The organism is Rhizobium sp. CCGE531 (genome assembly GCF_003627795.1).
Taxonomy (GTDB): Bacteria; Pseudomonadota; Alphaproteobacteria; order Rhizobiales; family Rhizobiaceae; genus Rhizobium.
The window spans coordinates 1156632-1176562 of sequence record NZ_CP032684.1 but is presented as its reverse complement, the minus strand read 5'-3'; the positions used below and the strand labels follow the sequence as shown (position 1 = coordinate 1176562).

Below are 19931 nucleotides of genomic sequence, written 5' to 3'. Positions count from 1 at the left end.
GTTGAAGTAGCGAGGCGATTGTGCCTTTGGGAACCTGTAAGGCATGGAAGTCGATAAAATCGTCACCACGCGATCGGAAACAACAGTTACGCGCGAAGGCAGGACCGACGCAGAACGCAACACATCTCAAGATGAGCGCGACGAGGACAGTATTTTCGACATGTCCCACGGATCGATGCGCGGCAGGCTCGCCATCGCCGCATCCTGGGCGACCATAGGCATCTTCCTCATCCTGGCCTTGGCCGGCGTTTACATGATGTCGCTGATCCTCATCCCGGTGACGCTCGCGGTCGTCGTCGGCATGATCCTCGGGCTGGTGGCGGAGAAGCTCAGCAAGCTCGGCGTGCCCCGCATCCTGAACGCCATTCTCCTGTCTTCGGCCGTGGCGCTGGCCATCTTCCTCGTCATCAACGCGCTCGCTGGGCCGGTCGCCAAGCTCGCCCAGGAAGCGCCGGACTTCTTCCAGCGCACCTCCGACCGGCTGATGCCCTATCTCGACCGGTTCAAATGGCTGCATATTTCATCCGAAAGCCTTCAGGGCGGCCCGATGTCGATCAGCACCCTGCTGGAAAACAGCGGCAATGTCCTGCATGTCGTATCCGCCAGCCTAACGCCGGCCATCGTGCAAATCCTGATTTTCTTCGCGGCATTGCTGCTGTTTCTTGCCGGCAGGATGAGCCTGCGCAAGACGATCATCCTGGCCTTTTCCACCCACGCGTCGCGGCTGACCGCGATCCGGATTCTCAATGCGGTGGAACAGGTGCTCGGCTTCTATTTTGCAACGGCCTCGCTGATCTATGCCGGAATTGGCGTCGCGATGACTGTTATCGCCTATGTCGGCGGCATGAGCGTGCCGGTGCTATGGGGCGTCTTCGCTTTCGTTTCGAGTTTCATTCCATTCCTCGGAATCACGACGATGACGATTGCCCTGGCGATCGCCGGTATCGTCACGCATTCCGATATCATCTTCGGGCTCGCGCCCGCCATCGCATTTTTCGCCGTGCATCTGGCGGTTGAAAACCTCGTCTTTCCCGCGATCATGGGCCGCCAATGGGAGATCAACCCCTTCGTCGTCTTTCTTGCCATCCTCTTTTGGACATGGATGTGGGGTGCCGTCGGCGCCATGCTGGCCTTGCCGCTGTCGCTCATCGTCATGACGGTCATCGACGAGCTGTTCATCGAGGAAAAGGTCCAGCCGCAATTGCCGGGTTAACCCCTTAAACCCCTAATTCGTCGTGCCGTCGTCGCCCTTTTCGGGGATATCCTGCAGGCGAACGAACTCCACGCCCTTCGCCTTCAATGCGAGGATGCTTGCGGCAACCCCCTCGCCCGCCGCATGCGTCGGCTGGTTGATGTGGGAAATGATGACATCGCCGTCCCTGGCGGAGGCATATTGCTTCTCCACCATCTTGGCCGGCAATAGCGAACCGCTATCGCCGTTCACCGAATAGCCGGCAATCCGATATCCCATGCCGCGAATCTCCGCGATGGCGGAGGGGCTATATTTCGCGGTCGCCCCACGGAACCAGCGTGGCTGCGGAATCCCGGCTGCGATCATGGCATCGGCACCGCCCTTGACTTCCTGCGCGACAGCCTGCGGCGAGCCGGCGGCGGGGATGCCGTAGACCTTGGTCGGAATGTCGACGGCCGGAATGTGGTTCTGCCCGTGATTTTCCAGTTCGAAGAGGTCGGGATTGGCCAGGAAGACGGCAAGCGCATCGGGATTGGTGCGCAGCCAGCGCGCGGTGACGAAGATCGTCGCCGGGATGCGCTGATCGACAAGGGTGCTCAGGATACGCGGATCGGTCTTGCCCATGCAGGCATCGAAAGTGAGCGCGATGCGGGGTGCGCCCTTGCCCGCCCGATCGACGTGCAGATGCGGTTCGACAAGCTTGATGTTCGAGGCCGGCGCCTTCGGCGGCAGTTGCGGCCAGCCGGCGGGCGGCTGCTCGGGCTGCGCTGCAAGGACAGCTCGCGCGGCAAGCAGAACCATTAATGTCGGCAACAGGCGTTTCATCGAGGTGGCCACCGGGTTGATCAAACAAACGAAATCGGGCGGCCGAACGATTACCATTTCAGCTGCAACGCCGCCATCATCCGGCAACACGCCGGAAATATGGCAGACCGGCGAGGTTCACGCTCATTTCACATCACAAGTGCGCCAGGCATAAAGGCCGCGAACTCCGGGCTTCAACCGGACGGCGTCTATGCTACGATTGATATGAGGTTGCCGTAGCACTATCTGCGTATTTTTCCGTGCTCCCAAAGAGAGACATGCATGAGTCGCGATCCCTATGAAGTTCTGGGCGTAAAGCGGGACGCCCCGCAAAAGGACATTCAAAGCGCCTATCGCAAGCTTGCCAAGAAGCTGCACCCCGATCTCAACCCCGGCGACAAGCAGGCCGAGGACAAGTTCAAGGAAGTCTCGGCGGCTTATGGCATCCTTGGCGACGAGGAGAAGCGCGCGCGGTTCGACCGCGGCGAGATCGACGGCAGCGGCGCCGAGCAGGCGCCGCGCAACTATTACCGTGACTATGCGGCGAATGAGGGCCAGCGCGGCCGCTACCAGAATGGCGGCGGCTTTGCCGATTTCGGCGATGCCGACGACGTATTTTCCAGCTTCTTTTCGCGGCGCAGCCGAGGCCAAACCAAAATGCAGGGTCAAGACCGTCACTATACGATGGAGGTCGATTTCCTTGACGCCATCAACGGCGTGAAGAAGCAGATCAGCCTGCCCGACGGACCGGCGCTCGACGTCCAGATCCCGCCCGGCACCCGCGACGGGCAGACACTTCGCCTCAAGGGCAAGGGAGATCCCGGCTTCGGCGGAGGTGCCGCCGGCGATGCGCTGATTGCGGTGCATGTCCGCCCGCACCGCGTCTATACCCGCGATGGCGACGACATCCGGATGGAACTGCCGATCTCGCTGACGGAAGCGGTGCTCGGCGGCAAGATCCGGGTGCCCACCCCTTCCGGCGCGGTGACCATTACCCTCGCGCCGAACTCCAACACAGGCAAGGTGTTCCGGCTGAAGGGCAAGGGCGCACCCGTGCGCGGCAAGGAGAATGGCGATGCCTATGTCTCCCTGAAGATCGTTCTGCCGGATACGCCTGATCCGGAGCTGACACGCTTCGTTTCCGAATGGGAGGCAGGCAAGGAACAAGATCCCAGAAAGACCATGGGAGGATAAGCGATGAACGAGAGCGAGTTTCGACTACACCTCCAAATCGAGACCACGGTGCTGGAAGTCTGGATCTCACAGGGCTGGCTGGTGCCGGAAGAGACGGATCAGGGGCCGAATTTCCGCGAAGCCGATATTGCGCGCGGCCGGCTGATCCTCGATCTCAGCAACGCAATGGGCGTCAACGAACCTGGCGTCGATGTCGTCGTGGACCTGGTGGATCAGCTTCACAGCCTCAGGGCGACGCTGCGCGAGCTGACGGATGCTCTCTGCCGGCAGCCGTCCGACGTACAGGAGCATATCTTGTCAGAGCTGACCCGCGTAGAGTCTCAGAGACGGCGGTAACGTTCGGTCGCATCGGACGATGGCGACATCAAGATGGAATGTGGTCGCCATAGCAGTCTTCAGGGGTGCGGAAGCGCTCAGTCGTAGAGATAATGTTGCTGCCAGGCGTCGCGCGGCACCTTGTCGCCGATCTGGTAGCTCAGATCCCGGACATGGATGTGCTGCGGGCCGGTCACGCACATATACGAGAGGTGATACCAATCACCCTTGCTGCGGAAGACCGCGCCGGGCGCATCCATCGAATCCGGCTTCATATCCGGGTCGCTGAAGGTATAGGCGATCACCTTGTCCGGCTTGAATCCCGTCTTGTCCGTGCCGATGCGCTTCATGGCTTCGGCATCGCATGCCTGCTCCATCCGCTCCGACGGATCGAGTTTCTCCAATTGCTTCTTCATGGCCGGATCGACGGCGAAGGCGGAGGTGGCGACGGAAGCCATTGGAATAAGGATGGCGAAGAGTTTCAGCATGAAGACCGGTCCCCTGCATTGTTTTTGGATTTTGAGTGCGCCCGTTCCATCGGGAAGGCCTTGACCGCCTTCATGTCGACGCACTGTATGCCGACTTCGATAAAGAATGTGGTCTCATCAAGGCAGCGCACCATTCGCGTTTTCGAGGAGCCGCCTGTTTGGTCGAGATTAATATCGACGGCTTGCATGAAGCTTGAGGAGCGGACTTGCCGCTTGAACCTGAGGGCGGCGCCCTCTATTTCTCTCTTCTCTTCACATCCGACTTTCACACCAGAGAAAGTGCTCCCGTGCCAGTTTTCAAGAATCTTCCCACCCCGCCCGTCGCCGAGAAAAAGCCGCTTACGGATACGCGTCACGGGATTTCCCGCACAGACGATTATGCCTGGCTGCGCGCCGATAACTGGCAGGCGATGTTCAAGGATCCGTCGATCCTGGCGCCGGAAATCCGGGCGCATCTGGAGGCTGAGAACACTTACATGAACGCCGCGATGGCGGACACGAAGGAGCTGCAGAAGGTTCTTTTCGGCGAGATGAAAGGCCGCATCAAGGAAGACGACAGCTCCATTCCGGTCAAGGACGGTCCTTACGCCTACGGCACGTTCTTCGTGACCGGCGGCGAGCAGCCCCGCTTCTTCCGCGAACCGCGCGATGGCGGCGACCGCAAGCTGCTGCTGAACGGCGACAAGGAGAATGAAGGAAAATCCTATTTCCGTCTTTCCGGCCTCGAGCACTCGACCGATCACAGCCACGGCATCTGGGGTTATGACGACAAGGGTTCGGAATATTTCACGCTGAAGGTCCGCAATTTCGAGACCGGCGAGGATCTGGCCGATGTGATCGAGAATAGCGGCGGCGATGCCGTCTGGGCGCCCGACGGCAAGAGCTTCTTCTACACGCTGCAGGACGAGAACCATCGCCCTTCGAAGATCTTCCATCACATTATCGGCAGGCCGCAGTCCGAGGACCGGCTCGTCTACGAGGAAGAGGATCCGGGCTTCTTCATGGGCGTCGGCGGCTCACTGCTCGACGACTATATCTTCATCGATATCCATGACCACGAGACCAGCGAATACCGGATCATCCCGACCTCCGATCTGACTGCCGAGCCAAAGATCGTCGCCGAGCGCGAAACGGGGATCGAATATGAGATCACCGAGGGCGGGGACGTCTTCTACATCCTCACCAATGACGGCGGCGCCAAGGATTTCAAGATCATGGAGGCGCCGGCGGAGAAGCCGGGCAAGGAGAACTGGCGCGAAGTCGTGGCGCACAAGCCGGGCACGCTGATCCTCAGCCACCTCGCCTATGCCCGTCACCTCATCTGGCTGGAGCGCAAGGACGGCCTGCCGCGCATCATCATTCGCGATCGCCGCAGCGGCGAGGAACATGCCATCGCCTTCGAAGAGGAAGCCTATGCGCTCGGCCTGCAGGGGGCCGCGGAATACGACACGGATGTCATACGCTTCTCCTATTCCTCGATGACGACGCCGAGCCAGCTCTACGACTACAACATGGTGACGCGCGAGCGCACCCTGCTGAAGACGCAGGAAGTGCCCTCGGGCCATGATCCGGCCGATTACGTGACGCGCCGCGTCTTTGCACCGGCCTGGGACGGCGAACGAGTGCCGGTGACGCTGCTCTATCGCAAGGATACGCCGCTCGACGGCTCGGCGCCTTGTCTTCTCTATGGCTACGGTGCCTATGGCGTCACCATTCCCGCCGGCTTCAACACCAATTGCCTGTCGCTCGCCGATCGCGGCTTCGTCTATGCCATCGCCCATATCCGCGGCGGCAAGGACAAGGGCTTTGCCTGGTACGAAGATGGCAAGATGGAAAAGAAGACCAATACCTTCAAGGACTTCATCGCCGCAGCCGATTATTTGAATCAGGAGAAGTTCACCTCTTACGCGAACATCGTCGCCGAGGGCGGATCGGCCGGCGGCATGCTGATGGGCGCCGTTGCCAACATGGCTCCGGAGAAATTCGCCGGCATCATCGCCGCCGTGCCCTTCGTCGACGTGCTCAACACCATGCTCGACGACACCTTGCCGCTGACGCCGCCGGAATGGCCGGAATGGGGCAATCCGATCGACAGCAAGGAAGAGTACGAGCAGATCGCTACCTACAGCCCCTACGACAATGTCGGTGAAAAGCCCTACCCGCCGATCCTTGCGCTCGGCGGCCTCACCGACCCGCGCGTCACCTATTGGGAACCGGCAAAATGGGTCGCCAAGCTGCGCGAGAAAACGACGAGCAACGCACCCATCCTCTTGAAGACCAACATGGATGCCGGCCACGGCGGCGCTTCGGGCCGCTTCCAGCGCCTTGAGGAAGTGGCGTTCGAATATGCCTTCGCCGTCAAGGTCGCCGAGAAGATGTAAGCCGAACGGCGGGAGGAAGCCATGACCGTTTTCGTCGCCCTGCTGCGTGCCGTCAATGTCGGCGGCACCGGCATGCTGCCCATGGCGGACCTCAGGGCCCTCTGCGAGGAGATCGGCTTCAGGGATGTGCGCACCTACATCCAGAGCGGCAACGTCGTCTTCCGCACCGATGAGGACGAGACGACGGTGCAGGCTAGGCTTCGGGAAGCTCTGGCGCGAAAGATGGGCAAGTCTCCGGGCATAATCCTGCGCAGCCGCGAGGCTCTGGAAAGGGCGGCGGAACATTCGCCCTTTCCGCACGCCAAACCGAACTACCTGCTGATCGCCTTCCTGCAGGATGCGGCGCCAAGGGATGCGCTGGACAAGCTCGTCGCACCCGACGGCGAGGAGGTGCATATCGCCGGCAGGGAAATCTACGTGCATTACCCCGATGGCGCCGGACGCTCGAAACTGAAGCTGCCGGCGCTGAAGGCGGGAACGGCGAGAAATCTCAATACTGTACGGAAGCTTGCGGAGATGGCGCGCGAGCTGGAGGAGAGCTAGGGACGTGTCACAAGTGCTGCGTAGTCTCTGCTGCCGGAGAAGATGTTGGTAATCCAGACTGCATTTTCAACAATAGTATAAAGGATGACGACGCTCTTTTCGAAGACCGCCATACGAATGCCGGGACCTAGGTCGTCTCGAACAACGCCTCCAAACGGAGCATCGCCGATCTTTTCACAGCGTGCGTAAATACGGCCAATATACCCCTCCGTTGTTCTGATATTCTGGCTTAGCTCAAACACGTAAGCTGCGAGCTCAAGCAGATTTTCCATGGCTTCCGGGCGATACTCGACCGCATATCGTTCCATGGTCTACCGATGCTTGTCAAAAAAGGCATCAAGGCGCTGTTTTACGTCGTGTCCGCTCAAGTTCGGGCGCGGATCATCCAAGGATGCAGCAACCTTTTGCCGGATTGCTGAAATGCGTTCTTGATACTCCTCCTCTTCCCGCAACCAGATTCTCACGGCGGCGCGCAGCACCTCGCTGGTGGAGGCATAAGCTCCAGCATCCACCCGGCTCTTGATCGCAGCCACCATTTCACTGGGGAGCGAAATACTCAGTTTCTCGTTCATCGCGAATTCCTCATATCCGGTGGGATAAAGTAGGATGATTTACCACTCCAAGCAAGCGCCTTGCACCGCCTCCCTGTCGGCCCTACCTTAGGAACATGAGCGCTCTTCCGTCCGAAACACAGCTACTGCAAACGCCGATTCAGTTCGACAACAACTATGCGCGCCTGCCGCCGCAATTCTTTGCGGATCAGGCGCCGACACCGGTTGCCGCACCGAGGCTGATCAAGTTCAACGAGGCCCTGGCGCGGGAACTCGGGCTCGATGTGGATGCCTTGAGGAACAGTGCCGCGGCGATCTTTTCCGGGAATGAGCTGTTGCCGGGATCGCAGTCGATTGCCATGGCCTATGCCGGCCACCAGTTCGGCAGCTTCGTGCCGCAGCTCGGTGACGGCCGTGCGATCCTTCTCGGCGAAGTCAAGGATCGCAACGGCAGGCGCCGCGACATCCAGCTCAAGGGGTCGGGGCCGACGCCATTTTCCCGCCGTGGCGATGGGCGTGCCGCGCTCGGCCCGGTCCTGCGCGAATATATAGTCAGCGAGGCCATGCACGCCCTCGGTATCCCGACGACGCGGGCGCTTGCGGCGGTGACCACGGGCGAGCCCGTTTATCGCGAGGAGGTGCTGCCTGGCGCTATCTTTACGCGCGTGGCGGCGAGCCACATCCGCGTCGGCACCTTCCAGTTCTTTGCCGCGCGCGGCGATACGGAGAGCGTCAGGATACTGGCGGACCACGTCATCGCACGGCACTATCCCGAGATCAGAGACCGGGCAAACCCCTATCTCGCGCTGCTGGAGGCAGTTTCCGAGCGGCAAGCGGCGCTGATCGCGCGCTGGCTGCATGTCGGCTTCATTCATGGCGTGATGAACACCGACAATATGACCGTTTCGGGCGAGACGATCGATTTCGGTCCCTGCGCCTTCATGGATGCCTACGATCCGGCGACGGTCTTCTCGTCGATCGACCGCAACGGTCGCTACGCCTATGCCAACCAGCCGGCCATCGGCCAATGGAACCTCGCGCGCCTCGGCGAAACGCTCATTCCGCTGATCGACCCATCCGTCGATACGTCAATCGAGCTGGCGAACACCATCATCAAGGCCTATGGCGAGCGCTTCCAGGCCCATTGGCTTTCCGGCATGCGCGCCAAGATCGGCCTTGCAAGCGAGGAGGACGGCGATCTGGAGTTGATCCAGTCGCTGCTCGCGATGATGCAGCAGCAAGGTGCGGATTTCACGCTCGCGTTCCGCCGGCTTGCCGCCCTCGCCGCGGATGAGGACGTCACCGATTTTGCCGCCACGTTCAGCGATCCGCAATCAACGGCGCCGTGGCTTGAACGCTGGCGCGAGCGCCTTAGCCGCGATCCTCAGACGCCGGCGACCCGCGCGGCAGCGATGCGCAGGGTCAATCCGGCCTTCATCCCCCGCAATCACCGAATCGAGCAAGCTATCGAAGCCGCCACCGAAGACGGTGATTTTTCGCTGTTCGAGGCATTGCTGAAGGTGCTCGCGACACCCTATGAAGATCAGCCCGCCTTCGCACCCTATGCGGAACCTCCGCTGCCGAGCGAGCGCGTGCTGCAGACCTTCTGCGGCACCTGAGAAAGCCGCGCCATAAGCCCCGGGCATGCTTGCAGAGTCATCGTCTCCTCAACCCATGGGGAGATATGACGATGAAAGTGCACCACAGCACCCAGAACTATTTCAGCACGCCAATCCGCAGCCAGCAGAGCAGCGACAGCGACGACAGCTCGGCATTCTCGCTACTGAGTGATGGCGGCGGCCAACAGAAGGATTCGCAGGGGCCTTCCATCTCGTCCAGCGGCGTCCCCTCCTCCATTTCCTCCGGCTTCTGGCTCAACCAGCTCAGCCAGGCGCCATCCTCCGCATCGGGGACCACTGACGATCAGTCGAGTGCGAGCGCTTCCGGCAGCAGCTCGGCTTCGTCGAGCAAGCAATCCGATCAGGACATTCTGGACGAGTTTGCCAAATGGGCGAATATGACGCCGGCGGAAAAGATCCGCGCACAGTATCTCGATGCGCACGGCCTGACGGAAGATTCCTTCAAGGCATTGTCGTCGGACGACCAGAAGGCAATCAACGACCAGATCGCCGCCGAGATCAAGCAGAAGCTCGGTGTCGGCAATGCCGGCGGCGATGGCGACAAGGAAACGGACAGCACCACCTCGGCATTATCCATCGCCTGAACGAATTACGAAACTGGATGAAGGCGATACGACCTTGATTCACATCATGGTCGTATCGCCTTGTTTTCGTTTGATATGTTTCGCTACTGACCGACCATTCCGGTAACGATCTTGCTGACCTCGGCAAAGACAGCCTCTACGTCTTTTGCAGACGCGGTCGCCTCCGCAACGAAAGTTGTAACCAAAACGGGGCCACGTTCCGGCGGCCAGATCACGGCGATATCCGCATAGGAGCCGTTGTTGCCGGTGCCGGTCTTGTCGCCGACCTTCCACTCCTTCGGCAGGCCCGCGCGCAGACGATTATTGCCCGTGGTGTTAGCAACCAGCCAGTTGACCAGCTGATCCCTGGAGGTTTCCGACAGTGTATTGCCGAGAGTCAGGAGGCCGATACTGTCAAGCATCGCGTCCGGCGTCGTCGTATCGCGCGGGTCGTCCTTGACCGCCTGGTTGACATCAGGCTCGTTGCGGTCGAGGCGGGTTTCGGTGTCGCCTGTCGTGCGCAGCCAGGAGGTCAAGGCAGCGGGGCCGCCAAAGCTTTCAAGCAGCAGATTGCCGGCCGTATTGTCGCTCAGCGTGATCGCCGCACCGCAAAGCTCCGCCACGGTCATGCCGTCGGTGCCGGCATGTTTTTCCGTCTCCGGCGAATAGGTGACCACCTTATCCTTGCCATAGGTGACACGACGGTCGAGCTTTTCCGTGCCCTGATCGACGCGCGCCAGCACGAAGCCGACGGCGAGCGCCTTGTAGGTGCTGCACAGGGGGAAACGCTCCTCCTCGCGATGGCCGAGCGAGATATTGGTTTCAGTGTCGAGCACGGAGACGCCGAGCCGGCCGCCGGTCTTCTTTTCAAGATCCGTAAGCTGTTTGTCGACATCGTCGGACAGTTGCGAGCTATCCTGCGATCCGCCGCCACCTTCCATGTCCTGGCCGCTTGCGTCGGGTGCCGCCGAATTATCCGTTGCCGGGGGCGTCTGTGGTGGGGCACCGCTCTCTTGGGCGAACAGCGCATGGGGGCCAAGCGTCAGGGCGGGAAGGAGCAGCGCCGAGCCCGCCATGAGGCGGCGGCGGGTGAGCAATGTGGGCATGCGAAGGGCCTCCAGCAGAATCGGGCAGATTTTGGGCTATGCGAGGAATATGGCAAGCCTCTGACTTCACCGATTGCTAGCGGATTTTATGCGGCCTTGTCGACCGTGACTTCAACGGTAACGTGCGACAATTCATGAATAGCGGCAAGCCGGGCCTTGTAGAAAGACGGGTCGCGCGAGACGGGCGTTGCGACCGCGACGATCGCGGCGTGATGCCCGGGACCGACCTGCCAGACATGGAGGTCGGTGATGCGGTCCTCGTCCGTCTCGATCGCCTCACGGATTTCATCGGGCAGATCTTCACCCGGCGGAATGAAGTCAAGGAGAACCGCGCCGGAAATGCGCAGCAGGCCCCATGCCCACTGCAGGATCACCAGACCACCGACGATGCCCATGATAGGATCGAGGAAGGTCCAGCCGAAACGGCTGCCGAGCAGCAGGGCAACGATCGCCAGAACCGAGGTCATCGCATCGGCAATGACATGGACATAGGCGGAACGGAGATTGTTGTCCCTGCCGCCGCCATGATCATGGTCGTGATGGTGGTCATGATCATGGTCGTGACCGTGACTGTGCCCATGGCCGGAATGGCCGTGATGATGGTGGCTGTGATCGTCGCGCAGAAGCCATGCGCTGACGAGATTGACGACAAGCCCGACCACCGCGATGGCGATGGCCTCGCGGAAGTTGATCGCTACCGGATCGAGCAATCTCAGAATGCTCTCCCACCCCATGATCAGCGCGATCAGCGCCAGCACGATGGCGCTGGCGAAGCCTGCGAGATCGCCGAGCTTGCCGGTGCCGAAGGTGAAGCGCGCATTGTACGCATGCCGGCGGGCATAGAGATAGGCGAGAGCCGAAATCAGCATGGCGCTGGCATGGGTGGACATGTGCCAGCCGTCGGCAATCAGCGCCATCGAGCCATAGGCCGTGCCGGCGGCGATCTCGACCACCATCATGACGGCGGTCAGCGCGATGACGAGCCGGATGCGGCGCTCGTTGCGCTGGTGGTCGGAGCCGAGAAAGACATGGCTGTGGCCCGTTTCGGAGGAAATACTCATGACATCGGTCTCCTGTTAAATCCGCCGCGCCGCTTTGCGCGACAGGTTCCGATCATCGCAGATAGGTCTTCAGCACGTCGGCTATCTCATCGACCGCCTGACGGCGGGCCTCTTCGCTTTCCGCATGGAGCACATGCTCATGCAGATGATCTTCCAGGACCTCGCCGGTCAGCCCCGTCAGGGCGCCGCGAATGGAGGCAAGAAGCTGCAGCACCTCCCCGCACGGCCGCTCGGCCTCGAGCGCTCGCTCTACGGCCTCCATCTGCCCCTTGAGACGGCGGATGCGGGAGAGAAGCTTGGCTTGCTGACGAACGGTATGGGACATTGCGGCCTCGAATTATAATATAGGGGGGTATACTATTTTTGCGAACGGATTGGAAGCTGCCTTCTCAAGGCAGCGGCATGCAGGCCCATTGGTGATGGAAATAACCACAGGCCGTCGCAGGCCTCGGCAACCCTTGCAAATTCTGCACGAGGCCTCATATAATGCTATAGAGACTAGAGGTATTGGAGGCGAGCAATGCTGACGATCGGCGACCTGTCCAAACGTACCGGCGTGAAAGTGCCGACGATCCGCTATTACGAGCAGATGGGGCTGATATCGGAGCCCGACCGCAGCGAAGGCAACCAGCGGCGCTATTCCAAAACCGATCTTGAGCGCCTGGCCTTCATCCGCCATGGCCGCGACCTCGGCCTGACGATCGATGCCATCAAGGAACTGATCTCGCTCAGTCAGCATCCGGATCGCCCCTGCGTCGGCGCCGACCGCATCGCCAAGGAGCATCTGGACGACGTACGCACCAAGATCGCCAGGCTGAAGAAACTGGAGCATGAGCTGGAGCGCATCGTCTCGCATTGCGACGGCCACAGCATCGAAGACTGCTACGTGATCCGCGCGCTTTCCGACCACGGACTGTGCGAAGGGGAGCATTGAGGGGGCCATTGACAAATGCGCCGAACCGGATCATCTATGCGCCCATGATCACGCACGCGCTCCATAATTGCTCGTATTTTTGGCTGTACCTGTAACGGGCGGCCAAGACAGATCATATTGTCAACAAGCCGCCGTCAGGCGGCTTTGTTGTATCGGCAGCGTCCTGACGGCTCATTGAAAAACAAGGACGCAAAATGCCATGCTAGACGATAGCGACATCTCACTTCTCCGCCCGCCCGTGCTCACCATCCGCAACGCGCAGCCCCGCGACCTGCCGGATCTCAACGACATGATCCGGCTGCTCGCCGCCCATCACGGCGATCCATCCGGCACGACGCCGGAACAGCTCGAGCGCGACCTTTTCGGCCCGCTGCCCTGGATCACGGCGCTCGTCGCCGAAGGAGAGCAAGGGCTGATCGGCTACGCCATCCTCGTGCCGCTCTACAAGGCGCAGGAAGGCCAGCGCGGCATGGACCTGCATCATCTCTTCGTGCGCGACGGCCATCGCGGCCATGGCGTCGGACAGCATCTCGTCGACCGCGCCCGCGATATCGCCCGCAAGGCCGGCTGCAGCTACCTTTCCGTGGGAGCTGCGACGGGCAATGTCCAGGCCCATCGCTTCTACGAAAACATGGATTTCAAGCCGCGTCCGGTCACCGGTATGCGCTACCTGCAGGCGCTCGCCTGATGCCGGCCTTTAACGGGATCGCCGTCTAGCGCTCGATATCAGCGATCGATGGCGATCCCGCGGCCGGCAAAGAACCTCCCGAATATCTCCAGCGGCATTTCTGCGTTCTCACGCGTCGCATCGATGTGACCAGAAGGATTGTGGAAGCGGATCGTCTCTCCATCGATTGATGTCACCAGCACGAGATGGCCGCCCCTGGCCGGCGGCTCGGTCTCGGGCCAGCGGATGGAGTGATGCACCGAGGCGATGAAGAACTGCGATTGCGTAAGGATATCCGTGATGTCGGCGACGGAAATCCCGGTGACGACCCGGGCATTCATATCAAAGCGAGCCTTAACGAATGGGACGAAGGGCGCATAGATCAGGCCCTTGATCTTGCCATCCGGCTCCTCGACATAGCCGCCATAATCCCGGCAGCCCATGGCCAGATCCATGATCGGGATTGTTTTGCCGGTGCGGGCGGTGAGCACCATCTTCAGGCAGGCCATGCCGCAGAGATTGCCGGCCCAGCGGGCATAGTCCTCGACGCTATCAGCGCCGGAAGAGGCCCAGAGGGGGTCCTTCAGCAAGGCAGCCTGCGCGCCCTCGGCCACGACAGCCAGCGTCATGTCAGGCGTTTCCCATTGGCTGAAATAAGGAACCTCTTGTGTCACCCTCGCGTCCACGGACCACCCTTGTAACTTCCCTTTACCCGCTGCTGGCGTAGTAATGCCTGTTGCGGTGGCGGATGGAAGACCGATGCACCTTTGGGACACCAAGCCCGTGGGAGAGCTTGGGTCTTCATCCGCCGTTCCATTGAACCCGAACAGTCGCCAGGGCCGCTTGCGCAAGCAAAGCCCGCTTAGGCAAGGATGGGATCAGATGGAAACGATTGTTGGCATTGATGTTTCGAAAGAGCGGCTGGATGTTGCAGTCCTGCCGCAAGGGGAGGTTTTTGCCGTTGGCAATGACCATGCCGGTGTCGATGCGTTGGTCGAGCGGCTGCAGGCGGTCGGCGTCGATGTGATTGCGCTTGAGGCGACGGGCGGCTTCGAGACGCTGGCGGTGGCCGGTCTGTCATCGGCCGGATTGACGGTTCTCGTCGTCAATCCGGCGCAAGTGCGCGCCTATGCCCATGCGATCGGCCGCAGGGCCAAGACCGATCCGATCGATGCCGCCGTCATCGCCGCCTTCGTCCTGGCGACGAAGCCGGAGATCCGGCCGTTGCGCGATGCCGAGACACAGGCTCTGTCCGAGCTGGTGGCCCGCAGGCGCCAGATCGTGCAGATGATCGTGGCCGAGGAGAACCGGTTGCGCATGGCGCTGGCCAAACAGGCGCAGAAAAGCATCAAGCGATTGCTTGCGGCCTTGCGGCGCGAACTCGAAAGCCTCGATGCCGATCTCGACGACCATATCCGCAAATCGCCGGTCTGGCGGGTGCGCGAGACGCTGCTCGTCTCGGTGCCAGGTGTCGGGCCGACAACGGCGCGCACGCTGCTGGCCGAGCTGCCCGAACTCGGCAGCCTCGACCGGCGCCAGATCGCCTCACTGGCAGGGCTTGCGCCCTGGACGCGGCAATCGGGTCAATGGAAAGGCAAGAGCTTCATCGGCGGCGGCAGAGGCAAGGTGCGCGCCGTGCTGTTCATGGCCGCCCTCGTCGCCAGCCGCCATAACCCAAGCCTCAAGGCCTTCCGTGACCGCCTCGTGGCAGCCGGAAAGCCAAAGATCGTCGCCATCGTCGCTACCATGCGAAAGCTGCTCACCATCCTCAACGCCATCATCAGGGACGCACGACCGTGGCAAAACGCTTGACAAACAAGACAGTCGCTCTCCCGTTGCCGAATCCCACGCTCTCGCCGCTATAAGCTTGATTGGAAATGCGCTAGAAAAATGGCTGCCGGCTTCGATCTGCAACTGGAGGGAGTGCGCCTTGGAACAGCGGTTCACATTTGATGGCGTCGCCAGCCTCTACAATATCTCCCGCCCGCCTTACCCCGATGCGCTTTTCGCCGACATCGCCGCCTTCGCCGGGCTTGAGGCCAAGGATCAGGTTCTCGAAATCGGATGCGGCACAGGACAGGCGACGGAGGGTTTTGCCGGCCGAGGCCTTTCCGTTCTCGCGCTCGATCCCGGCGCGGAGCTGATTGCGGCAGCGAGGGAAAGATTGGCGGGATTTCCGCAAGTGCGGTTTCAGCAGACCACCTTCGAAGCATGGCCGGGCGACCGACAGCGCTTCAAGCTGATAGCAGCAGCTCAATCCTTCCATTGGGTTTCGCCGGAACTGCGCTTCGCCAAGACGGCCGCTCTCCTCGCGCCGGAAGGAGCACTCGCCGTCTTCGGCAATGTGCCGATGCCGCCCGCGGCGCCGCTCGCCGCAAAATTCGCAAACATCCATGCCCGCCATGCCCCGCAGTTTGCGGGACCGCCCGTGGAAGCCTGGTATCTGCCCGACGGCCCGTTCGCCGAGCTATTGCGGCAATCGGTTTATTTCGAAGCGCCGACGCATCATTGCTATCGTTGGAGCCTATCGCACACGGCGCAAAGCTATACCGATCTGCTGCGCACGCTCTCAAGCTACCGGCTCCTACCTGACGATCGGAGGGAAGCCTTGCTTTCCGAACTCGCAGACGCAATCGCTGCCCAAGGCGGCGAATTCGAGCTACATTACGAAACGCATCTCTATCTCGCCAAGCGTTCGGCCGTGACCTGAACAACCCATGCCTATTTCGCCGGCAGCGCCTTCAGATAAGCCGCGATCGCCTCGCGATCGGTCGCCGGTAGGTGGGCGATGTTCCGCTGGACTTCGGCCATCGAGCCGCCGGCCGAATCATAATCCGGCGTGAAGCCGGTCTCGAGGTAGTTGGCGATATCGCCGGCGCTCCATCTACCGATCGCCTTAGAGCCTGGCCTGATATCCGGGATCTGGCCCTTGCCTTCCGGATTGGGCGCTCCCGCCAGCCATTGGCCGCTCACGAAGCCGCCGAGGCTGTCGCGCGGCGTGTGACATTCACCGCAATGGCCGGGCCCTTCCACCAGATACTGCCCGCGCTTGATCTTCTCGTCGGCATTGGCAAGCACGACGCGTGGCTGATCGTTGAAATAGAGGAATTTCCAGCCGCCAAGCGCCAGCCGGATATTGAAGGGAAAGGGCAGCTCGTGCGGCGGGGCAACATTGCTGCTCCTCGGCAGCGTCTTCAGGAAGCCCCAGAGATCGTTGATGTCCTTGTCGCTCAAGCGGGCATAGGAGCCGTAGGGAAAGGATGGATAGAGATGCTCGCCTTGTCTGCCGATGCCCCGCTTCATGGCATTGCCGAAATCGGCAAGCGTCCAGGTTCCGAGCCCCGCCCTCTCGTCCGGCGAGATGTTCGGCACATGGAAGGTGCCGAAGGGACTGGTGAGCGGCAGGCCGCCCGAAAGCACCAGCTTGGCATCGCCTTGAGCACCTGACGCAGCGTGACAGCTCGTGCAGCCGCCAGCCCAGAACACCAGCTCGCCGTTCTTGATATCGGCATTGCCGAGATTGGCCCAATGGCTCGCGGGCAAAGGCGACGGGGCGGTGACGACGTAGAATGCGCCAAAGCCAAGGATGATCACGCCGAAAAGGCAAAGCAGCCACCGGACAAACCGCGCCATCACAATTATCCCCTAGCCTTGATTCTAAAGCCACAAAGCTCCGCACCGGCGGCAAAACCGGTGCGGACTTCAAACCGATTTTTAGACGAGGCCGACCTACCGCTTAGTCCTTCTTGATGCGGTAGGCCTGATGACAGGCGCCACAGCTGCCGCCAAGGGTCTTCAGCGTCGCGCCGACGCCGGCCATGTCGGCGGGAAGCTGGGCAAGCGCCGTCTCGGCTTCGGTGGAGAGCTTGGCGGCCTTCACCTTGAAGTCATCGAGATTGTCCCAGATCTTCGGGCTGACTTCGGCATCGGACTTGTCGCTCTGCGGATTGAACTGATCCGGAAAAGCCTTGGCCGTTTCGGCGATCGTCGTCAGCGACGCCTTGACGACATCGGCATCATAAGGCTTGTCGCCCTTGGCAATCGCGCCCAGAGCCCCCGCGGCACCACCGATCTTCTTCATCATCCCGATGCGGGCATCATGCGTGCCGTCGGCCGCGACGACCGAACCCAGCGCGATGCCGGCCAGGGCCGTTGCCGCCACAATCGCTTTCCACTTCATTTCGTACTCCTACCTCTCCGAGTGATCAGACCGCCCATGCGGCCGGCGCATGATTACGGCGACATGTTTGCCGGTTTCCCATCCGGCAATGAAGTCACAAAGTGGTGAGAACAGAGTGAAATCAGTGTCATGCTATCGACACACTCATTCGCCGCATCAGCCGTTAGGCGATTTTCAAGCCCTCCCAGACCGTGAACACTGAAACCGCGACGAGCAGCAGTCCGGCCGCACGGCCAGCAAGGGCGGTTGCCTTGGGATTGGCAATCAGCAGATCGCGGCTGCGCCCGGCAGTGATGGCAAGTCCGCCATAGACGGCAAACTGCGTTACGATGGTCATGGCCCCCATGATGACCGCCTGTATCCACACCGGGCCGTAATCCGGCTTCAGGAACTGCGGATACACAGCAAAGATGAAGAGATAGGCCTTCGGATTGATCAGGCAAGTCACCGCACCCTGCCGGAACGCTTTCCAGGCGGAGCGACTGCCGGCCGGCCCCGCGCTTTCCACGGTGATGGAACTGCGCATCAGCGTATAGCCGATGAAGGCCATATAGGCGCCACCGGCAATCAGCAGCGGATTGAAGAGGACGGGCACGAAATGCATCAGCAAACCGATGCCGATAGCGCCGTTCAGCGAATGCACCGCGCCGCCAAGCATGATGCCGCCCGTCGCGGCAAGGCCGCGATTGCTGCCGCCGGTCAAGGAATTGGCGAGCACGAACAGCATGTCCATGCCCGGCACGATGACGATCCCCAAGAGAAGGATAAAGAAGAGCCAGAGATTTTCTGTATAACCCATGTCAGTTGCCTATCGTCCTCTCCTTGAGAGCCGGAGAGGAAATGGTTGATTTTCAAGCGAATGGGCGATCTTATAAATCGAGCCAACTGACGGGGTGGTGTCAGTAGCCTTCGTCTTTGAGGGGAAGAAATGCGCAAGGCATCGCGCCTGTTCGAGATCATCCAGATCCTGCGGCTCGCCAAGCGGCCGGTTACGGCGGCCGATATTGCCGGCCGGCTGGAAGTGACGGTGCGCTCTGTTTATCGCGACATCGCGGCACTTCAGGCGATGCGGGTGCCGATCGAGGGCGAACGCGGCATCGGCTATATCTTGCGGCCCGGCTTCGACCTGCCGCCGCTGATGTTCTCGATTGAGGAAATGGAGGCGATCGTGCTGTCGCTGGCGCTGCTGGAGCGCACTGGCGACGCCGAGCTGAAGCAGGCGGCCAAGCGCGTGAGCGCCAAGATCGCCGGCGCCGTGCCGCCGCCGCTGCGCCAAACCCTCGATGCCAATGCGCTGCATGCCTGGGGCTTTGCGGCACCTTCGGCCTCGGCGATCGATCTCGCGCTGGTGCGCCGCGCCATCCGCGATGAGGAAAAGCTAGACCTTGCCTATCGCGACGAGCTCGGCCGCGCGACCCAACGTATCATCCGGCCGATCGCGCTGATCTATTATGCCGAAACGGCCAATATCGTCGCCTGGTGCGAGTTGCGTCAGGCGATCCGCAATTTCCGCAGCGACCGGATCGAGGATTGCCAGCCGACCGGGCTCTGGTTCAAGGGCGAAGGCGACGGCCTGCGGCAGATCTGGGTGAATGGCTGGCAGGCGAACACCCAGCCGCAACCGGCTGAGGTGTTGTAGCTCGTCGAGGATGCGATCGGGGGCCGGAGGATTATCCCGCCCAAGAGACGTCACCGCAATGCGAATGGCGGCGGAATGAGGGCGGGCCGACGATCGGATTTGCGCGTCGCTACAAAGCAACCGCAGTCACCAACAGAATAAAAGCCAGCAATCCCAGGGCGGCGCGCACGGCATGCGACCATTCCCAGCGGTCGCGCAGCGTGGTCCAGTCCGGTTTGACGGCAGCGTCGACCTTATGACCACCGAATGGATCGTGAGAAAAGAAACCTGCGCCCATCCCTTTCAGTTTCGCATCCTGCAGCCAAAAATTGTTTACCGGTTGCGTCAGCAGCCAAAAGGCGGCGTGCATGGCGACCATGGCAGCAAAGGCAGCGGCCAACAGCCAGAATGCGGTCGTATTGGCTGGCGTCAGGAACAGGAGCAGCAGAAGCAAGAGAGCGCCGAGCGGCTCACTGACACCACCGATCGTAAAGCCTGGATAATAAATGCGCTGAACTGTCAGGTAGTCCTCTTTCGACAGCCGCATTTTTCCCGGTAGCTCCAGCACATGCGCCAGTGCCAACGCCATGGCGACTGCGACAATCAGGATTGTCAGGATTTGCAACGTCGGGAACATCGGCTCCGCCTCACGGGCAACCTCCGTTCCCTAAACTTTCAGCGGTACGGATCGTTC

At 61.1% G+C, this 19931-nt stretch carries 24 protein-coding genes; 12 read left to right on the top strand and 12 right to left on the bottom strand.

Annotated features, from left to right (window positions below; all coding sequences use genetic code 11):
• Positions 1–43: 43 nt before the first annotated feature.
• Positions 44–1213, top strand: coding sequence for an AI-2E family transporter (locus CCGE531_RS05825; RefSeq protein ID WP_120663339.1), 1170 nt, complete (start codon positions 44–46; stop codon positions 1211–1213).
• Between the two features lie 12 nt (positions 1214–1225).
• Here CCGE531_RS05825 and CCGE531_RS05820 read toward each other — a convergent pair whose 3' ends face one another.
• The gene (locus CCGE531_RS05820; RefSeq protein ID WP_120666531.1) at positions 1226–2017 is read right to left on the bottom strand and encodes a polysaccharide deacetylase family protein; all 792 of its coding nucleotides are present in this window, start codon (positions 2015–2017) and stop codon (positions 1226–1228) included.
• A 261-nt stretch (positions 2018–2278) separates the two neighbouring features.
• Here CCGE531_RS05820 and CCGE531_RS05815 point away from each other — a divergent pair, with 261 nt between their 5' ends.
• Together CCGE531_RS05815 and CCGE531_RS05810 are read left to right on the top strand one after the other, a co-directional pair.
• Positions 2279–3190, top strand: coding sequence for a J domain-containing protein (locus CCGE531_RS05815; RefSeq protein ID WP_120663338.1), 912 nt, complete (start codon positions 2279–2281; stop codon positions 3188–3190).
• Between the two features lie 3 nt (positions 3191–3193).
• Entirely contained in the window at positions 3194–3526 is a 333-nt protein-coding gene (locus CCGE531_RS05810) for a chaperone modulator CbpM (RefSeq protein WP_120663337.1), read from the top strand.
• A 77-nt stretch (positions 3527–3603) separates the two neighbouring features.
• On the opposite strand, the gene CCGE531_RS05805 is transcribed toward CCGE531_RS05810, so the two are convergent.
• Positions 3604–3993 (bottom strand): DUF930 domain-containing protein, encoded by a 390-nt coding sequence (locus CCGE531_RS05805; protein ID WP_120663336.1) that lies wholly within the window; start codon positions 3991–3993, stop codon positions 3604–3606.
• A 287-nt stretch (positions 3994–4280) separates the two neighbouring features.
• On the opposite strand from CCGE531_RS05805, the gene CCGE531_RS05795 reads away from it, so the two are divergent.
• Together CCGE531_RS05795 and CCGE531_RS05790 are read left to right on the top strand one after the other, a co-directional pair.
• Positions 4281–6374, top strand: coding sequence for a S9 family peptidase (locus tag CCGE531_RS05795; protein ID WP_120663334.1), 2094 nt, complete (start codon positions 4281–4283; stop codon positions 6372–6374).
• 21 nt (positions 6375–6395) lie between these two features.
• Positions 6396–6917: a DUF1697 domain-containing protein gene (locus CCGE531_RS05790; protein WP_120663333.1), complete on the top strand. Its 522-nt coding sequence runs from the start codon at positions 6396–6398 to the stop codon at positions 6915–6917.
• On the opposite strand, the gene CCGE531_RS05785 is transcribed toward CCGE531_RS05790, so the two are convergent.
• Together CCGE531_RS05785 and CCGE531_RS05780 are read right to left on the bottom strand one after the other, a co-directional pair.
• The gene (locus CCGE531_RS05785) at positions 6914–7225 is read right to left on the bottom strand and encodes a type II toxin-antitoxin system RelE/ParE family toxin (protein ID WP_120663332.1); all 312 of its coding nucleotides are present in this window, start codon (positions 7223–7225) and stop codon (positions 6914–6916) included. The two genes, CCGE531_RS05790 and CCGE531_RS05785, sit on opposite strands and share 4 nt — an antisense overlap.
• A 3-nt stretch (positions 7226–7228) precedes the next feature.
• Positions 7229–7489, bottom strand: coding sequence for a type II toxin-antitoxin system ParD family antitoxin (locus CCGE531_RS05780; protein ID WP_120663331.1), 261 nt, complete (start codon positions 7487–7489; stop codon positions 7229–7231).
• A gap of 95 nt (positions 7490–7584) precedes the next feature.
• On the opposite strand from CCGE531_RS05780, the gene CCGE531_RS05775 reads away from it, so the two are divergent.
• Positions 7585–9087 carry a protein adenylyltransferase SelO gene (locus tag CCGE531_RS05775; protein WP_120663330.1) on the top strand — a complete coding sequence of 501 codons (1503 nt, stop codon included), beginning with the start codon at positions 7585–7587 and terminating at the stop codon, positions 9085–9087.
• Between the two features lie 71 nt (positions 9088–9158).
• On the top strand, positions 9159–9692 hold the full coding sequence (locus CCGE531_RS05770; protein ID WP_120663329.1) for a hypothetical protein: 534 nt from the start codon (positions 9159–9161) through the stop codon (positions 9690–9692).
• A gap of 83 nt (positions 9693–9775) precedes the next feature.
• Here CCGE531_RS05770 and bla read toward each other — a convergent pair whose 3' ends face one another.
• The 3 genes from bla to dmeR all read right to left on the bottom strand — a co-directional run bounded on the left by bla (position 9776) and on the right by dmeR (position 12163).
• The gene (gene bla / locus CCGE531_RS05765; protein WP_120663328.1) at positions 9776–10777 is read right to left on the bottom strand and encodes a class A beta-lactamase; all 1002 of its coding nucleotides are present in this window, start codon (positions 10775–10777) and stop codon (positions 9776–9778) included.
• An 86-nt stretch (positions 10778–10863) separates the two neighbouring features.
• Positions 10864–11838 (bottom strand): CDF family Co(II)/Ni(II) efflux transporter DmeF, encoded by a 975-nt coding sequence (dmeF, locus tag CCGE531_RS05760; RefSeq protein WP_120663327.1) that lies wholly within the window; start codon positions 11836–11838, stop codon positions 10864–10866.
• Positions 11839–11890: 52 nt separating this feature from the next.
• On the bottom strand, positions 11891–12163 hold the full coding sequence (gene dmeR, locus CCGE531_RS05755; protein WP_120663326.1) for a Ni(II)/Co(II)-sensing transcriptional repressor DmeR: 273 nt from the start codon (positions 12161–12163) through the stop codon (positions 11891–11893).
• A gap of 195 nt (positions 12164–12358) precedes the next feature.
• Between dmeR and CCGE531_RS05750 the strand changes: the two genes are divergently transcribed.
• The gene (locus CCGE531_RS05750) at positions 12359–12772 is read left to right on the top strand and encodes a helix-turn-helix domain-containing protein (protein ID WP_120663325.1); all 414 of its coding nucleotides are present in this window, start codon (positions 12359–12361) and stop codon (positions 12770–12772) included.
• A 199-nt stretch (positions 12773–12971) separates the two neighbouring features.
• Positions 12972–13460, top strand: coding sequence for a GNAT family N-acetyltransferase (locus CCGE531_RS05745; RefSeq protein WP_120663324.1), 489 nt, complete (start codon positions 12972–12974; stop codon positions 13458–13460).
• A gap of 38 nt (positions 13461–13498) precedes the next feature.
• Here the strand turns inward: CCGE531_RS05745 and CCGE531_RS05740 are convergent, their stop codons facing one another.
• Positions 13499–14113, bottom strand: a complete 615-nt coding sequence (locus CCGE531_RS05740; RefSeq protein ID WP_281024444.1) for a C39 family peptidase — start codon at positions 14111–14113, stop codon at positions 13499–13501.
• Between the two features lie 208 nt (positions 14114–14321).
• Here CCGE531_RS05740 and CCGE531_RS05735 point away from each other — a divergent pair, with 208 nt between their 5' ends.
• Complete coding sequence (locus CCGE531_RS05735) at positions 14322–15251, top strand: IS110 family transposase (RefSeq protein ID WP_120662389.1); 930 nt, start codon at positions 14322–14324, stop codon at positions 15249–15251.
• 118 nt (positions 15252–15369) lie between these two features.
• On the top strand, positions 15370–16149 hold the full coding sequence (locus CCGE531_RS05730; RefSeq protein ID WP_120663322.1) for a class I SAM-dependent methyltransferase: 780 nt from the start codon (positions 15370–15372) through the stop codon (positions 16147–16149).
• An 11-nt stretch (positions 16150–16160) separates the two neighbouring features.
• On the opposite strand, the gene CCGE531_RS05725 is transcribed toward CCGE531_RS05730, so the two are convergent.
• The 3 genes from CCGE531_RS05725 to CCGE531_RS05715 all read right to left on the bottom strand — a co-directional run bounded on the left by CCGE531_RS05725 (position 16161) and on the right by CCGE531_RS05715 (position 18418).
• Positions 16161–17075, bottom strand: a complete 915-nt coding sequence (locus CCGE531_RS05725; RefSeq protein ID WP_120663321.1) for a cytochrome c — start codon at positions 17073–17075, stop codon at positions 16161–16163.
• A 100-nt stretch (positions 17076–17175) separates the two neighbouring features.
• Positions 17176–17619: a cytochrome c gene (locus CCGE531_RS05720; RefSeq protein ID WP_120663320.1), complete on the bottom strand. Its 444-nt coding sequence runs from the start codon at positions 17617–17619 to the stop codon at positions 17176–17178.
• 163 nt (positions 17620–17782) lie between these two features.
• Positions 17783–18418 carry a LysE family translocator gene (locus CCGE531_RS05715; protein ID WP_120663319.1) on the bottom strand — a complete coding sequence of 212 codons (636 nt, stop codon included), beginning with the start codon at positions 18416–18418 and terminating at the stop codon, positions 17783–17785.
• Positions 18419–18547: 129 nt separating this feature from the next.
• On the opposite strand from CCGE531_RS05715, the gene CCGE531_RS05710 reads away from it, so the two are divergent.
• Entirely contained in the window at positions 18548–19258 is a 711-nt protein-coding gene (locus CCGE531_RS05710) for a YafY family protein (protein ID WP_120663318.1), read from the top strand.
• A 109-nt stretch (positions 19259–19367) separates the two neighbouring features.
• On the opposite strand, the gene CCGE531_RS05705 is transcribed toward CCGE531_RS05710, so the two are convergent.
• Positions 19368–19874 carry an anthrone oxygenase family protein gene (locus tag CCGE531_RS05705; RefSeq protein WP_120663317.1) on the bottom strand — a complete coding sequence of 169 codons (507 nt, stop codon included), beginning with the start codon at positions 19872–19874 and terminating at the stop codon, positions 19368–19370.
• Positions 19875–19931: the final 57 nt, after the last annotated feature.

What these genes read in the sequence shown, in the direction of transcription:
- CCGE531_RS05825 (WP_120663339.1), top strand. Translation starts at nt 44, where the DNA reads ATGGAAGTCGATAAAATCGTCACCACGCGATCGGAAACAACAGTTACG.
- CCGE531_RS05820 (WP_120666531.1), bottom strand. Translation starts at nt 2,017, where the DNA reads ATGAAACGCCTGTTGCCGACATTAATGGTTCTGCTTGCCGCGCGAGCT.
- CCGE531_RS05815 (WP_120663338.1), top strand. Translation starts at nt 2,279, where the DNA reads ATGAGTCGCGATCCCTATGAAGTTCTGGGCGTAAAGCGGGACGCCCCG.
- CCGE531_RS05810 (WP_120663337.1), top strand. Translation starts at nt 3,194, where the DNA reads ATGAACGAGAGCGAGTTTCGACTACACCTCCAAATCGAGACCACGGTG.
- CCGE531_RS05805 (WP_120663336.1), bottom strand. Translation starts at nt 3,993, where the DNA reads ATGCTGAAACTCTTCGCCATCCTTATTCCAATGGCTTCCGTCGCCACC.
- CCGE531_RS05790 (WP_120663333.1), top strand. Translation starts at nt 6,396, where the DNA reads ATGACCGTTTTCGTCGCCCTGCTGCGTGCCGTCAATGTCGGCGGCACC.
- CCGE531_RS05785 (WP_120663332.1), bottom strand. Translation starts at nt 7,225, where the DNA reads ATGGAACGATATGCGGTCGAGTATCGCCCGGAAGCCATGGAAAATCTG.
- CCGE531_RS05780 (WP_120663331.1), bottom strand. Translation starts at nt 7,489, where the DNA reads ATGAACGAGAAACTGAGTATTTCGCTCCCCAGTGAAATGGTGGCTGCG.
- CCGE531_RS05775 (WP_120663330.1), top strand. Translation starts at nt 7,585, where the DNA reads ATGAGCGCTCTTCCGTCCGAAACACAGCTACTGCAAACGCCGATTCAG.
- CCGE531_RS05770 (WP_120663329.1), top strand. Translation starts at nt 9,159, where the DNA reads ATGAAAGTGCACCACAGCACCCAGAACTATTTCAGCACGCCAATCCGC.
- bla (WP_120663328.1), bottom strand. Translation starts at nt 10,777, where the DNA reads ATGCCCACATTGCTCACCCGCCGCCGCCTCATGGCGGGCTCGGCGCTG.
- dmeF (WP_120663327.1), bottom strand. Translation starts at nt 11,838, where the DNA reads ATGAGTATTTCCTCCGAAACGGGCCACAGCCATGTCTTTCTCGGCTCC.
- dmeR (WP_120663326.1), bottom strand. Translation starts at nt 12,163, where the DNA reads ATGTCCCATACCGTTCGTCAGCAAGCCAAGCTTCTCTCCCGCATCCGC.
- CCGE531_RS05750 (WP_120663325.1), top strand. Translation starts at nt 12,359, where the DNA reads ATGCTGACGATCGGCGACCTGTCCAAACGTACCGGCGTGAAAGTGCCG.
- CCGE531_RS05745 (WP_120663324.1), top strand. Translation starts at nt 12,972, where the DNA reads ATGCTAGACGATAGCGACATCTCACTTCTCCGCCCGCCCGTGCTCACC.
- CCGE531_RS05735 (WP_120662389.1), top strand. Translation starts at nt 14,322, where the DNA reads ATGGAAACGATTGTTGGCATTGATGTTTCGAAAGAGCGGCTGGATGTT.
- CCGE531_RS05720 (WP_120663320.1), bottom strand. Translation starts at nt 17,619, where the DNA reads ATGAAGTGGAAAGCGATTGTGGCGGCAACGGCCCTGGCCGGCATCGCG.
- CCGE531_RS05715 (WP_120663319.1), bottom strand. Translation starts at nt 18,418, where the DNA reads ATGGGTTATACAGAAAATCTCTGGCTCTTCTTTATCCTTCTCTTGGGG.
- CCGE531_RS05710 (WP_120663318.1), top strand. Translation starts at nt 18,548, where the DNA reads ATGCGCAAGGCATCGCGCCTGTTCGAGATCATCCAGATCCTGCGGCTC.
- CCGE531_RS05705 (WP_120663317.1), bottom strand. Translation starts at nt 19,874, where the DNA reads ATGTTCCCGACGTTGCAAATCCTGACAATCCTGATTGTCGCAGTCGCC.